The 13,213-nt window shown below is 61.3% G+C and carries 11 protein-coding genes and 2 pseudogenes; 8 read left to right on the top strand and 5 right to left on the bottom strand.

Features of this window, described 5'->3' with window-relative positions; translation table 11 throughout:
• Positions 1–179: 179 nt before the first annotated feature.
• Positions 180–2,381 carry a catalase/peroxidase HPI gene (gene katG / locus EN824_RS25185; protein ID WP_135932816.1) on the top strand — a complete coding sequence of 734 codons (2,202 nt, stop codon included), beginning with the start codon at positions 180–182 and terminating at the stop codon, positions 2,379–2,381.
• A 69-nt stretch (positions 2,382–2,450) separates the two neighbouring features.
• Here katG and EN824_RS25180 read toward each other — a convergent pair whose 3' ends face one another.
• Positions 2,451–3,128, bottom strand: a complete 678-nt coding sequence (locus tag EN824_RS25180) for an MIP family channel protein (protein ID WP_135861795.1) — start codon at positions 3,126–3,128, stop codon at positions 2,451–2,453.
• Positions 3,129–3,450: 322 nt separating this feature from the next.
• Here EN824_RS25180 and EN824_RS25175 point away from each other — a divergent pair, with 322 nt between their 5' ends.
• A complete protein-coding gene (locus tag EN824_RS25175; protein WP_135880929.1) occupies positions 3,451–4,740 on the top strand; it encodes an RsmB/NOP family class I SAM-dependent RNA methyltransferase in 1,290 nt (429 codons plus the stop codon).
• An 83-nt stretch (positions 4,741–4,823) separates the two neighbouring features.
• A pseudogene (locus tag EN824_RS25170) lies at positions 4,824–4,913 on the top strand (tryptophan-rich sensory protein); the annotation flags it as partial.
• Here the strand turns inward: EN824_RS25170 and EN824_RS25165 are convergent.
• Entirely contained in the window at positions 4,910–5,308 is a 399-nt protein-coding gene (locus tag EN824_RS25165) for a GFA family protein (RefSeq protein WP_135880928.1), read from the bottom strand. The pseudogene EN824_RS25170 and the gene EN824_RS25165 overlap by 4 nt on opposite strands.
• 275 nt (positions 5,309–5,583) lie before the next feature.
• Between EN824_RS25165 and EN824_RS25160 the strand changes: the two genes are divergently transcribed.
• The 4 genes from EN824_RS25160 to EN824_RS25145 all read left to right on the top strand — a co-directional run bounded on the left by EN824_RS25160 (position 5,584) and on the right by EN824_RS25145 (position 9,879).
• Positions 5,584–6,042 carry a PaaI family thioesterase gene (locus EN824_RS25160; protein ID WP_023686843.1) on the top strand — a complete coding sequence of 153 codons (459 nt, stop codon included), beginning with the start codon at positions 5,584–5,586 and terminating at the stop codon, positions 6,040–6,042.
• A gap of 4 nt (positions 6,043–6,046) precedes the next feature.
• Positions 6,047–6,712, top strand: coding sequence for a 5'-methylthioadenosine/S-adenosylhomocysteine nucleosidase (locus tag EN824_RS25155; RefSeq protein WP_135880927.1), 666 nt, complete (start codon positions 6,047–6,049; stop codon positions 6,710–6,712).
• A 55-nt stretch (positions 6,713–6,767) separates the two neighbouring features.
• Positions 6,768–8,330: a glutamine-hydrolyzing GMP synthase gene (gene guaA, locus EN824_RS25150; protein ID WP_135880926.1), complete on the top strand. Its 1,563-nt coding sequence runs from the start codon at positions 6,768–6,770 to the stop codon at positions 8,328–8,330.
• Positions 8,331–8,622: 292 nt separating this feature from the next.
• The gene (locus EN824_RS25145; RefSeq protein ID WP_135906793.1) at positions 8,623–9,879 is read left to right on the top strand and encodes a tyrosine-type recombinase/integrase; all 1,257 of its coding nucleotides are present in this window, start codon (positions 8,623–8,625) and stop codon (positions 9,877–9,879) included.
• A 144-nt stretch (positions 9,880–10,023) separates the two neighbouring features.
• Here EN824_RS25145 and EN824_RS25140 read toward each other — a convergent pair whose 3' ends face one another.
• The 3 genes and pseudogenes from EN824_RS25140 to EN824_RS25130 all read right to left on the bottom strand — a co-directional run bounded on the left by EN824_RS25140 (position 10,024) and on the right by EN824_RS25130 (position 12,235).
• A complete protein-coding gene (locus EN824_RS25140) occupies positions 10,024–11,283 on the bottom strand; it encodes a type II toxin-antitoxin system HipA family toxin (protein WP_135916901.1) in 1,260 nt (419 codons plus the stop codon).
• A complete protein-coding gene (locus EN824_RS25135; RefSeq protein WP_135916900.1) occupies positions 11,261–11,749 on the bottom strand; it encodes a helix-turn-helix domain-containing protein in 489 nt (162 codons plus the stop codon). Before EN824_RS25135 ends, EN824_RS25140 begins: the two co-directional genes overlap by 23 nt.
• Positions 11,750–11,948: 199 nt before the next feature.
• A pseudogene (locus EN824_RS25130) lies at positions 11,949–12,235 on the bottom strand (AlpA family phage regulatory protein).
• Positions 12,236–12,729: 494 nt separating this feature from the next.
• On the opposite strand from EN824_RS25130, the gene EN824_RS25125 reads away from it, so the two are divergent.
• Positions 12,730–13,213 (top strand): ArdC-like ssDNA-binding domain-containing protein (locus tag EN824_RS25125; RefSeq protein WP_135916899.1); only part of this gene is annotated, 484 nt, incomplete at its 3' end.

The raw sequence follows: 13,213 nt of genomic DNA, 5'->3' as shown, positions 1-13,213 counted from the left end.
GCAGTCAAGCCTGTCATAAGAAAATCCTATCGAAATAAACAGGAAAGGCAATTTGTTTTTATCGCCAGTGTGGCCTAGTCTGGAACCGTTCCAGATTGGCGCGGGCCGCCGGCCGCCCCCAAAATCTCGGCAAAAATCAACCTCGGCAAAATCAAACCTCGGCAAAATTGGAGTGAGAGATGGACGCGAAAACCGACGATAACAGCGCGGGCAAATGCCCCGTGGCGCATGGATCCGCCGGCCGGACCAACCGTGACTGGTGGCCGAACCAGCTTGACCTCGGCGTTCTCCACCAGCAGTCGAACCTGTCCGACCCGATGGGCGAGGACTTCGACTATGCCAAGGAATTCGCAAGCCTCGATCTCGATGCGGTCATCAAGGATCTGCACCATGTGATGACGGACTCGCAGGATTGGTGGCCGGCTGACTTTGGCCATTACGGGCCGCTGTTCATCCGCATGGCCTGGCACAGCGCCGGAACCTACCGCATTGGCGACGGCCGCGGCGGCGCCGGAGCGGGCCAGCAGCGTTTCGCGCCGCTCAACAGCTGGCCGGATAATGCCAATCTCGACAAGGCGCGCCGTCTGCTCTGGCCGGTCAAGCAGAAATATGGCCGCAAGATTTCCTGGGCCGACCTGTTGATCCTCACCGGCAACGTCGCCCTGGAATCGATGGGCTTCAAGACCTTCGGCTTCGCCGGCGGCCGCGCCGATGTCTGGGAGCCAGAGCAGGACGTGGACTGGGGTTCCGAAACCAAGTGGCTCGGCGACGAGCGCTATTCGGGCGACCGTGAGCTTCGCGGCCATCTCGGCGCCGTGCAGATGGGCCTGATCTACGTCAATCCGGAAGGCCCGAACGGCAAGCCCGATCCGCTGGCCTCGGCCCGCGACATCCGGGAAACCTTCGCGCGCATGGCCATGAACGACGAGGAAACCGTGGCGCTGATCGCCGGCGGTCACACTTTCGGCAAGACCCATGGCGCCGGCGACGCCTCGCTGGTCGGTGCCGAACCCGAAGGCGCCGGCATCGAGGCGCAGGGTCTCGGCTGGTCGAGCAAGCATGCCTCAGGCATTGCCGGCGACGCCATCACCTCGGGCCTCGAAGTCACCTGGACGACGACGCCGACCAAGTGGAGCAACAACTTCTTCGACAATTTGTTCAACTATGAATGGGAACTGACCAAGAGTCCGGCCGGCGCCCATCAGTGGACGCCGAAGGCTGGCGCCGGTGCCGGCACGGTGCCGGATGCGCACAACCCCTCGAAGCGTCACGCGCCGGCCATGCTGACCACCGACCTCGCGCTGCGGGCGGACCCGGCCTACGAGAAGATCTCGCGTCGTTTCCACGAGCATCCGGACCAGTTCGCCGATGCCTTCGCCCGCGCCTGGTTCAAGCTGACCCACCGCGACATGGGTCCGGTCGTGCGCTATCTCGGCCCGTTGGTGCCGAAGGAAGAGCTGATCTGGCAGGACCCGATCCCCGCGATCGATCATGAACTGGTCAGCGACCAGGACATCGCATCGCTGAAGGCCAAGATCCTGGCCTCCGGCCTGTCGGTTTCCGAACTGGTCTCGACAGCCTGGGCCTCGGCTTCGACCTTCCGCAACTCCGACAAGCGCGGCGGCGCCAACGGCGCCCGCATCCGGTTGGCACCGCAGAAGGACTGGGCCGTCAATGAGCCGGCCCAATTGTCGAAGGTGCTGGCCAAGCTCGAAGCCATCCAGAAGGAGTTCAATGCCGGTGGCAAGAAGGTCTCGCTGGCCGACCTGATCGTGCTCGGTGGCGTTGCCGCGGTCGAGAAGGCGGCGAAGGATGGCGGCAACGACCTGAAGGTGCCGTTCACGCCAGGCCGCATGGATGCCTCGCAGGAGCAGACGGACGTCCACTCCTTTGCCCCGCTCGAGCCGAAAGTCGACGGCTTCCGCAACTATGTCAGGGGCAAGCAGCCCATGTCGGTCGAAGCCATGCTGGTCGACCGGGCGCAGTTGCTGGGCCTGACGGCGCCGGAGCTGACGGTGCTTGTCGGCGGTCTGAGGGTGCTTGGAGCCAACACCGGGCAGTCAAAGCACGGCGTGTTCACCGACAGGCCGGGTACGCTGACCAACGACTTCTTCGTCAACCTGCTCAGCATGAGCACGGTGTGGGATCCGGCTGCCGGCTCCGAGCCGGGCTCGGAAGAGGTCTACGAGGCGCGCGACCGCAAGACCAAGGCGTTCAGGTGGACCGGCACCCGTGCCGATCTGATCTTCGGCTCGCACGCACAATTGCGTGCATTGGCCGAAGTCTATGGATCCGGGGATGCCGGGCAGAAATTCGCCCGGGATTTCGTTGCGGCATGGACCAAGGTGATGAACGCCGATCGCTTTGATATCGCTGCCTGATCCGAACTTAAGGACCTACAAAAAAGGCGCGGGCCATGGCCCGCGCCTTTTGCATTCGGGCTTTGGAAATCAATCCTTCTCGAAGACACGCGCCTTGGCGACGACGCCGGCAATGGCGCCACCGATCAACGGCGCGACGATGAACAGCCAGAGCTGGCTAAGCGCGGCACCGCCGGTAAAAAGCGCCGGACCGATGGAGCGCGCCGGATTGACCGAGGTGCCGGTGACCGGGATCATGGCGAAGTGAATGCCCGCCAGCGTCAGGCCGATGACCAGACCGGCAAAAGCCGTCGAGTGCTTTTCAGCGGTAACGCCGAGGATCACCGTGACGAAGGTGAAGGTGCCGATCAGCTCCCACAGGAACGCCGAGCTCATGCCCCATTTCGTCTCGTCCCAGCCATTGGCGCCGAAGCCGCCGGTGTGGCCGCCGGTTTGGCCGGAAACGATGATCCACAACGCCAGCGAGGCGATGATGGCCCCGATGATCTGCGCGATCCAATAGGGGATGACGTCCTTGGCGGGCAGCCGGCCGGCAAGGAAGACGCCGAGCGTCACCGCCGGATTGAGATGCGCGCCCGAAATCGGGCCGATCGCATAGGCCGCTGCGATGAGGCCGATGCCGAATGCCAGGCCGATGCCCTCCTGACCAAGCGGCAGCGCGCCGCCGAAGCCGCCCGTCACCACGGACGCCGTACCGATGAACACCAACAGAAATGTGCCTAGAACTTCCGCCAGATAAGTCTTCATTGCCCTCTCCTCGTGACGATCCGCCGGTCCACGGTTTCCGCGCCGCGAATCATGGCGGCAAGAGTATTCCCAACCGAAAAACTTGGAAAGCAGAGCGGTTGCGCCACAAGCCGTGCTTGCAGTCGCCAGTTGCGAACATTAGAGACCTTTCATCTATTGATCGATCTGCTTTCGCGGACCGGGGAGATTTATTGGACGGCTTGATCCGTGGGCGTGGTCAGCAGTGTCTCGGCGGTGCTCGACGGAGCGGGGTTCAATCCGGACGTGAAAGGCTCTAAGAGCAGGCCCTGGGATTCATGTGCTCGATTTGATGGAATGACGAATGCGACTGGGCGGACGGCTGGCTGCGGCCATCGAAGTGCTGGAGGACATTGGTCGGCGTCACCGGCCGGTGGCCGATGCGCTGAAGGATTGGGGCCTGTCACATCGCTTCGCCGGCGGTGGTGATCGCGCCGCGATCGGCAACATCGTCTACGACGCGCTGCGCCACAAACGCTCCGCCGGCTGGTTGCTGGGCGAAGACACGCCGCGCGCCATCGGCTTCGGGGCGCTGCTGCTCGAATGGAGCCAGACGGGGCAGTCGCTCAACGCTGCGCTCGAAGGTGACAAGTTCGCGCCGCCGCTGCTCAGCGCAACGGAACTCCAGGCAATCGCAGACCGCCGGCTTGCCGATGCGCCGCCTGCGGTTCGCGCCGACATCCCCGATTGGTGCGAACCGCTATTCGAACGGGCCTTTGGCGGGACATGGGTCGAGGAGGGCGCAGCACTTGCCACGCGTCCGCCGCTCGACATCCGGGTCAACACCCTGCAGGCCGATCGCGCCAAGGTCTTGGCCGAACTGGAGCAGACCGGTGCCAGCGCCGCACGGATCGCACCCTACGGCATCCGCATCCCGCCGATCGACGGTGACGGCCGACACCCGAACGTGCAGGCCGAGCCGGCCTTCCAGAAAGGCTGGTTCGAGGTCCAGGACGAGGGGTCGCAGATTGCGGCAGCGCTTGCCGGCGCGACGGCAGGCATGCAGGTACTCGACTTTTGCGCCGGCGCCGGCGGCAAGACGCTGGCGCTGTCGGCTGCGATGGGCAATCACGGTCAGATCTTCGCTCACGATGCCGAAAAGGCGCGGCTGGCGCCGATCTTCGACCGTATCCGCCGCTCGGAAAACCGCAATGTGCAGGTCGCCACCAAGCCGGCCGAGCTTGCCCCGCTCGCCAATCATATGGACATCGTGCTGGTGGACGCGCCCTGCACCGGCAGCGGCACCTGGCGGCGGCGTCCCGACGCCAAATGGCGGCTGACGCAGAGACAGCTCGACGCCCGCAAGGGCGAGCAGTCGACGATCCTCGATGCCGCCAGAACCTATGTCAAACCCGGCGGCCTGCTGGTCTACATCACCTGTTCCGTGTTCGACGAGGAAAATGGCGAACAGGTCGCCGCGTTTCGCGAGCGGCACGGCGGCTTTGCCCCGGTCGATCATCGCCAGCTTTGGGACAGCCACTTTCCAGGCCATGCCGCCGCGATGCGGATCGGTGCCCTGGGTGGCATTTCGCTCTCGCCGGCGCTGAGTGGCACTGACGGATTTTACTTCTGCGCCATGCGCCGGGTGAACTGACGCCGTTGACAGGTGCCGGCAACGCCCCTGGTTGCGTGACCCGGCGGGCATCGCGATGAAGATCTGGGGCGCCCAGCAACGGCGATCGGCTTTCCGGCTGGCTGTTCGCGCCCTATGCGGCATGGGTGGCGTTCGCCACTCCGCTCGCCGCTTCGTTTCTCTGGTTGAACTAGTTTTTCGTATAGTCAGGCCCAAACCGTGTCGGCAGACCGTCGGCGAGTTTCAACCAAGGCAGCTTCTCCTCAAAAGCGACATGCAGCGTTGGTGCGAATTTTTCCGGCTCCTCCATCGCTGCCGAGAAAAAATGCATGACATTGGACATCTTCTTTGAGCGGAAGGACAGCGGCGTGCCACAGTGATCGCAAAATGTTCTTTCCACACCGGGAGAAGAGTTGAACAGCTTTGGCGGCTTGCTTAGCCATCGCCATTGGCCGTTCAGGACGCCAATGTAGGCGGTCATCGGCGCGGAACATTGCCGCCGACAGCTTTCACAATGACAGACCACGCATGCTTGTGCCGGGCCGTCGACTTCAAAAGCAATAGCGCCACATAAGCAATGACCACGCATGCAAGGCCTCCTTGCCAACTGACCTGACCAATAATTTGTACCGGGCGTAGCGAGAGGTCGCCATGAGATGCGCCGAGCTGGCGCTCAAATGCGACATTCGGCGTTAGCGATTGTGCTCGCGTGCGCGAGCATGGCCTTGGCGGCCATCAGCTTCGCTTTTACGAGTCCGTAGCCCAGGACGCCTCGATGTCGTTTTGTTGCAGTGCAGCAAAAGCATTTGCCTGCCGCCCATGCCTCTGCGATAAGCTTTCCCGGCAAACGTGAAGGCAATGGCGATGGCAGCGAAGATCGTACCGGCTCCGGACTATGAGGATCGCGTCAGGGCGTCCTTCGCGCGCCAGCAGGCGATGGCGACGATCGGCGCCGAACTGACATTGGTGACGCCCGGCATCATCGAGATCGAGATGCCCTATTCGGCGGCGCTGACCCAGCAGCATGGCTTCCTGCATGCGGGGGTCATCTCGACGGCGCTGGACTCGGCCTGCGGCTATGCGGCGTTCTCGCTGATGCCGGAAAATTCCGGCGTGCTGACCATCGAGTTCAAGGTCAACCTTTTGGCGCCGGGCCGGGGCGAGCGCTTTCTGTTCCGCGGGTCGGTGACCAAACCCGGCCGCACCATCATCGTTGCCGACGGCCAGGCCTATGCCTTCGCCGCCGACGGCGAGGCCAAGCTGATCGCAACCATGACCGGGACGATGATGACGGTGGTTGGGCGTGACGGGATAGCTGGCTGATCCGATGAGCAACGTCGTGCGAATTGGTGGCAAGGATGTCCTCTTCGTCATGGCGGCGAAGGCCGAATACGGCCCGCATTTGCAGCGGCTGTTCACCCCGCTGATGACGGGTGTCGGGCCGGTCGAAGCCGGCGTACGGCTGGGTGCCGAGCTTTCCTGGTTGAAATCCGCAAAAGCATTGCCGGACCTTGTCGTATCGCTCGGCTCGGCCGGCAGCCGGACCCTGGAACAGACGGAAATCTACCAGGCGGTCTCGGCCGCCTATCGCGACATCGATGCCTCGCCGCTGGGCTTCGAGAAGGGCGCCACGCCGTTTCTCGACCTGCCGGTGACCGTACCGCTGCCGCTGCGTATTCCCGAAATCAAGCAGGCGACACTGTCGACGGGCGGCGCCATCATTACCGGCTCGGCGTACGAAGCGATCGCCGCCGACATGGTCGACATGGAAACCTTCGCCTGCTTGCGTGCCTGCCAGCTGTTCGACATCCCTCTCATCGGGCTGCGCGGCATTTCCGACGGTGCGGCTGATCTGAGGCACGTCGGCGACTGGACCGAATATCTCCATGTCATCGACGAGAAGCTGGCCGACGCCGTCATGCGCCTCGAACAGGCGATCGGTTCGGGTTTGCTGCGGGCGGCTTCATCCGACGATCAGCCCAGACCAGTCTGAAAGTCAGGCTACGCAACCCATTGCGCAGACTCGTTTCTTTCTCTAAACGCTCGCCATGACAACAGCCAATCACCCCGACACCGTCCTGATTGTCGATTTCGGCAGCCAGTTTACGCAGCTCATCGCCCGCCGCATCCGTGAGGCCGGCGTGTTTTCCGAGATCGTGCCGTTCCAGTCGGCCGAGGCGGCATTCAAGCGCATCAATCCGAAAGCGGTGATCCTGTCCGGCGGACCGGCCTCGACATCCGATATCGGCAGCCCGCGCGCGCCCCAGATCGTCTTCGATGCCGGCGTGCCGGTGCTTGGCATCTGCTATGGCCAGATGGCCATGTGCGTGCAGATGGGCGGCGTCGCCGAAAGCTCCAACCATCGCGAATTCGGCCGCGCCTTCGTCGAGATCGAGAAGGACAGCCCGCTGTTCGAGGGCCTGTGGGCGACCGGCCAGCGCCATCAGGTGTGGATGAGCCATGGTGACCGCGTCATCGCCCTGCCACCGGGCTTCGAGGTGTTCGGCAAATCGGAAAGCTCGCCCTTCGCCATCTTCGGCAATGTCGAGCGCAGGATGTACGGCATCATGTTCCATCCGGAGGTGGTGCACACGCCGGACGGCGCGAGGCTGCTGAGGAATTTCGTCCACAACATCGCCGGCATCGAAGGCGACTGGACGATGCGCGCCTACCGCGAGCACGCGGTCGAGGCGATCCGCAAGCAGGTCGGCAAGGGCAAGGTCATCTGCGCGCTCTCGGGCGGCGTGGATTCCTCGGTCGCCGCCCTTCTGATCCACGAGGCGGTCGGCGATCAGCTCACCTGCATCCTCGTCGACCACGGCCTGATGCGCAAGGACGAGGCCGCCGGTGTGGTGGCGATGTTCCGCCAGTACTATAATCTGCCGCTGATCCTGGTCGATGCTTCGGAAAAGTTCATCACCGCGCTGGAAGGCGAGTCGGACCCGGAAAAGAAGCGCAAGACGATCGGCCGGCTGTTCATCGAGGTGTTCGAGGAAGAGGCGAAAAAGCTCGGCGGTGCCGATTTCCTGGCGCAGGGCACGCTCTATCCAGACGTCATCGAGAGCGTCTCCTTCACCGGCGGCCCGTCGGTGACGATCAAGTCGCACCACAATGTCGGCGGTCTGCCGGAGCGCATGAACATGCAGCTGGTCGAGCCGCTGCGCGAACTGTTCAAGGACGAGGTGAGGGCGCTGGGCAAGGAGCTCGGCCTGCCCGAAAGCTTCATAGGCCGCCATCCGTTTCCAGGCCCCGGTCTTGCCATACGCTGTCCCGGTGGCATCACGCGCGAGAAGCTGGAGATCCTGCGCGAGGCCGACGCCATCTATCTCGACGAGATCCGCAAGGCCGGCCTCTATGACGCCATCTGGCAAGCCTTCGCCGTGTTGTTGCCGGTGCAGACCGTCGGCGTGATGGGCGACGGCCGCACCTACGAATTCGTCTGTGCGCTGCGCGCCGTCACTTCGGTCGACGGCATGACGGCTGACTTCTACCACTACGACATGGCCTTCCTGGGTGCCGCCGCAACCCGCATCATCAACGAAGTGCGCGGCATTAACCGCGTGGTCTATGACGTCACCTCGAAGCCGCCTGGGACAATCGAGTGGGAATGATTCAGGCCTATCCGAACGCCGCCGAAAATACGCTGTAGTTCGACGCAAGCCATTGAAATCAAAAATAAATCCTCTCTAAGACATTCGGCATCTATCGGCAGGCAGGTTTTGGCGCTGGCGGTCCGCCTGACGGACCTCGCCCATATTGCTCCCACCAATTTTTCAAAGTACCGTCACGACCAATGAGGCTCGTGACGGTACTTTTTTCGTTTTAACCTATTGAAGACAATAGGAAATCCCTGCCAGGAGCCCCCGAAATTGCGCTGACGGTACTTTTCAGGAGGCAGCAGGAATGCTGACGGACACAGCCCTCAAGGCATTGAAACCAAAAGATAAAATCTACAAGATTGCGGACCGCGATGGCATGTACATTCGCGTCATGCCGAGTGGCGCGATCTCATTCCGGCTGGATTACAGGCTCAACGGCCGTCGGGAGACTGTCTACCTGGGCAAATACGGACGCGACGGCATCTCACTTGCCCTGGCGCGAGAGCGGTGCCTCGATGCAAGACGAGACATTCGCGACGGCCGATCTCCTGCGATTGAGAAGCAGCGGGAGAAGCGCCGTATCAAGGAGGCAAAGAGCTTCGGCGAGTTCGGTGAAAAGTGGTTGACTGCCGGACCCATGGCCGACAGCACTCGCGCGATGCGGCGTTCAATCTTCGAACGTGAACTGCTCCCGGTCTGGAGGAACCGCCTTCTGACGGAAATCACGCCTGACGACCTCAGGGTACTTTGCGGCAAGATCGTTGATCGTGGTGCTCCTGCCACAGCGATCCACGTGCGCGATATCCTCAAGCAGATCTACAGCTTCGCGGTTCTTCATGGCGAGAAGGTCGCCAATCCGGCTGACGACGTAGGGCCGGCCTCCATCGCCAACTTCGTTCCACGGGATCGCTCACTCACCCCTTCAGAAATTCGAGTGATGCTGAAGCAACTCGAGCATGTCGCAACGCTTCCGACCATCCGCTTGGGGATGCGCCTCTACCTCCTGACCATGGTGCGCAAGAGCGAGCTGCAGGACGCCGTCTGGGACGAAGTCGATTTTGAGAACGCAGTCTGGACGATCCCGAAGGAGAGGATGAAGCGTTCGAAGGCGCACAACGTCTATCTGTCGCGCCAGACGCTCGACATCATGATCGCCTTGAAGACCTGTGCAGGCAATTCAAGATATCTGCTGCCGTCTCGATATGACGCGGATGCATCGATGTCGCGCGCGACCTTCAACCGCGTGACCTATGCTGTCGTCGAACGGGCCAAGATGGAGGGGCTGCCCCTTGAGCCGTTTACGGTTCACGACCTGCGGCGGACAGGTTCGACGCTGCTGAACGAACTTGGTTTCAACAGCGACTGGATAGAAAAGTGCTTGGCGCACGAAGACGGACGCTCGTCGCGTGGCGTTTACAACAAAGCCGAATATGAGGTGCAGCGCCGCCATATGATGCAGGAATGGTCGGACATCATTGATGCCTGGGTGGATGGCAAGAGGTACCTGCCGACGCTCGTTCCGCCGTCGCTGCCGATCCTGGCGCCCGATCCGGCGCTTTGACTGAACGAGCCCGTGCCGGTCTGAACGCGCGGAGAATTGGTTTTGGCGATGGACTGCAAGCCAGCGGTGGAATCTAGCGCACCTCGGTCTGAACAGCTTAAATACTAGCTATTATATTCTGATTTCCCTGAAAGAGCTGATATTTTAGTCGTTTGCTCGTGTTTCGTCCAAAACCCCCATCAGGTGGATCGTCTTTCCCTCGCAAAGCGAGCGCACTCCGGCCTGCCATTCCCTAAGCATGTCTTCGCCGACCTCAGGGAAGCGGGATCCTTCAAAATAGGCCTTCACCCTTCCCGAAACGTCTGAGAGCGAGTCGCAGGTCTGCTCCACGATCTCTGCTACGCGCCCCGGTCGGAGGTTCGCGCGGGTGACGCCCAACCGGTCAAGCCTCTTTCGGTCGGGCCAGGCAGTGGTGCCGTCGAGCGTAAGCGCCATGGCATCGTTCTTGATGTAGGCCCTAGTCGTGATGAGGTCATACACGGGAGCCAGCCGTACCGGACTTTCCGCGTCTTTGTAGACGACGCCGAAATTCTTCAGGTGTGCATCGCCATTGCGGATGGCGCAGTTGATCACAAACAGGCGGAAAGCGGCTTCCAATGACCCGACGGCATTTTCGGGAGAGACGAATTCCTTGATCCGCCTAAAGAGCTTTGTTTCATACCCTCCGTTGTACTTGTCCTTGCTGGTCACGCCGTTCAGCACACAGAAGTCCTCATATCCGAGGTACGAGCTGTCGGTCAGGTCGAATCTCTCGACCACCAGGGCAAGACCATCCTCGGATAGCCGGAAGTCCGGCACTTCGAGGCCAACTTCCCGAGCTGCCATAAGGCAGAAGAACTCATTTGCTGCCAATTCGGGATACTCGTCGGGATCCCACATTTTGACGATGTGGGTAGCTCCGCGGACGTTGAGCGACTGGCGTCCGTCCAACGGACTATCCTCCCTGGCTCGCACCAGGACCTTCGGCTGCACTCCGGCGACCCCTGAATGGACTGCGTATGTTTCCAGGAGCTCGTTATAGAGATCGCCGGCCCGACGAGCGCGCAGCAAGTCGTCAATGCTTCGGAAAGGGACGTCCTCCACCAGTTCCTCTTCCATTCCAGTGAAGCGGATACGGCCGATCTGCGACCGGCCGACAACGGCCAGCAGGTCGATGTCATCGAACCGGCCCAATGCCTTCGCGAAGGCCGCCCTGATCTTCCCTTCAAGTGCCCCCTCGGGAAGGTTCATGTCGAAAATGGGAAGGAGCCCGAACTCCGAATTCCATGATTCGGTCCGCTTGGGCATTGTGAGCGACACGGCGTCAGGACCATCGGTCTTCACATCGTACACGAAAGTCGAACCACGCTTGCCGGATCTGTCCAGGACGCCGACTGGCTTGCTACCCACCCAAACGCGCAGCATCGTCTTCCTCCAAGATGTCTTCGAGTGTGGGCCGCTTGTTGTTGAAGGTCGTCAGTCGGAAATCGAGCCCTACAATGTTCATGAGCGTGAGCACGCCTTTGAAACCCATGTCGGATACCCTGCCGTTCTCAAGCGCTTCGATCCTCGCCCGACTGACGCCGGAGAGTTCAGAGAGCTTTTCGCGTGTCAGCTTACGCTGCTTTCTGGCATTCTTGATCTCATTGCCAAGATCGTTCAGGTCGATCATTTTCGCCTCACAAATTAGCTGTTTAGAGCCATTGTGAAAAAAATAGCTCATATAATGGCTGTTTTCAAGAGTGTGACGCTTCGTAACTTGAGACGGCATCATGCCGATCGTAAGCAGCAAGCCGAACGCGCTATTGATCCTGATCATCATCGGCATCATGGGGACGACGTGATCGTGCCGGCATGACCATCGCTGATCTTCGGCAGGATGGATGGTCATGACAGATGTCTCAGATGTCGGGTGAGCAGCGCTTTCGACGTTCGCGACCGCTCAATCTGGTTTCTTGGACGCGTACCCGGGAGCTGCATTCAGGCATTGGAGTGACGTGGCCAGGGGGCTTTGCGGCGCCATGTGTCCGCGGCAGCGGCAAATTTACCCGAACGGATTGATCATCGACCTCACCGTGGCGCTCGTCCCACTATGCTTGCGGCATTTGTGCCCGATCTCGCGCTCTGACAGGAGAGGTTTCCGTAAACGCACATCAGGAGGACTCGCACGGGAGATCGGAACTGCCCTGCGGGCCTTGAGCCAGGCTTCTACTTCGGCGAGATCCCAAACCACGCACCGAGGAGTGAGAGCGAAACGTCGTGGAAATTGCCCGCGTTGTTCCATTTCATAGATTGTGCTGTCGGCCAGAGGTACGATTTCGCGCAGCTGCTTGCGGCGGATCGTCCGCTTTAGTTCACTTTCCCTGGGACCTGTCATGACGCCATTCCTCCTTCGCTAAGCAGACAATTGAAGCCGATAGCCTTCACGGGTGGAAAGGGCGAAAGCCGGCAAGCGTATGCCGGGCGGTGATTTCGTGGATATCGGCCGGTGAGGAGTAGCTGTGGCCCGGATCGACCATGCGTCATGCCCGACGGCTCGCTTCCTGATCTGCGCTGAAGTTAGCGAGCAAAGTTTCATATGGCGCCCTTCGCCGGGGGCTGTCGGTCCCGCATCCCGCCTCACGGCGGCGCTATGCTGATGCTCCTTCGGCCGCCCTGTTGAACCGGTCTCAGGCCCACGAACCTGCTCCAGCACCGAACTGACTTATTCCCGCTCACGGACATTTCGGGGCTTCCGCCTTGTACGCCCTTTTTCGCATTTGGTCGGGAGAGCAGAGGGCTCTCCCGACGGAGAGTGAGAGGAGGGTCGGGTTTTCACGACGGGTTAAAAGCGGAAGGAAAGGCCTTCGGCGCCCGTCGCGGAGAACCGCGATGTCTGTCCGGAACAATCGAAACCATGCCGTCGCCGACCGGTCCAATCTCTACGACGACATCACTGGCAAGATAATTGCCGAACTGGAAGCGGGTCGTTTTCCTTGGGTTCAGCCATGGGGGACTTCCGCGGCAAAAGCGTCGCTTTCCTTGCCTAAGAATGCCAGCACGCATCGTACGTACAGCGGGATCAACGTGCTTATCCTCTGGGGTGCCGTCGTCGAACGCGGGTTCCCAACGCAGAGTTGGCTAACCTATCGACAGTCTGTCGCGCTCGGCGGGAACGTCCGCAAAGGCGAACGTGGGACAACGGTCGTTTATGCCGATCGTTTTGTCCCGGATCATGAGAGGAAGCGCGCTCGCGAGACAGGCGAGGATGCCCAGGCGATCCCTTTCCTCAAGCGCTTCACCGTTTTCAATATCGAGCAATGTGAAGGACTGCCTGATGAAGTCGCGGTTTCGGCTCCGCTGCCGGTGGCTAGCT

It is taken from the genome of Mesorhizobium sp. M8A.F.Ca.ET.181.01.1.1, from assembly GCF_004792025.1.
GTDB lineage: Bacteria > Pseudomonadota > Alphaproteobacteria > Rhizobiales > Rhizobiaceae > Mesorhizobium.
This window is presented reverse-complemented; position numbering and strand designations above follow the sequence as displayed.

Bases quoted from the DNA above. Each gene is read 5' to 3' on its own strand.
- EN824_RS25160 (WP_023686843.1), top strand. From the start codon at position 5,584: ATGGCAGCGAAGATCGTACCGGCTCCGGACTATGAGGATCGCGTCAGG.
- EN824_RS25180 (WP_135861795.1), bottom strand. From the start codon at position 3,128: ATGAAGACTTATCTGGCGGAAGTTCTAGGCACATTTCTGTTGGTGTTC.
- EN824_RS25140 (WP_135916901.1), bottom strand. From the start codon at position 11,283: ATGCTGCGCGTTTGGGTGGGTAGCAAGCCAGTCGGCGTCCTGGACAGA.
- EN824_RS25155 (WP_135880927.1), top strand. From the start codon at position 6,047: ATGAGCAACGTCGTGCGAATTGGTGGCAAGGATGTCCTCTTCGTCATG.
- katG (WP_135932816.1), top strand. From the start codon at position 180: ATGGACGCGAAAACCGACGATAACAGCGCGGGCAAATGCCCCGTGGCG.
- EN824_RS25145 (WP_135906793.1), top strand. From the start codon at position 8,623: ATGCTGACGGACACAGCCCTCAAGGCATTGAAACCAAAAGATAAAATC.
- guaA (WP_135880926.1), top strand. From the start codon at position 6,768: ATGACAACAGCCAATCACCCCGACACCGTCCTGATTGTCGATTTCGGC.
- EN824_RS25175 (WP_135880929.1), top strand. From the start codon at position 3,451: ATGCGACTGGGCGGACGGCTGGCTGCGGCCATCGAAGTGCTGGAGGAC.
- EN824_RS25135 (WP_135916900.1), bottom strand. From the start codon at position 11,749: ATGACCATCCATCCTGCCGAAGATCAGCGATGGTCATGCCGGCACGAT.
- EN824_RS25165 (WP_135880928.1), bottom strand. From the start codon at position 5,308: ATGCGTGGTCATTGCTTATGTGGCGCTATTGCTTTTGAAGTCGACGGC.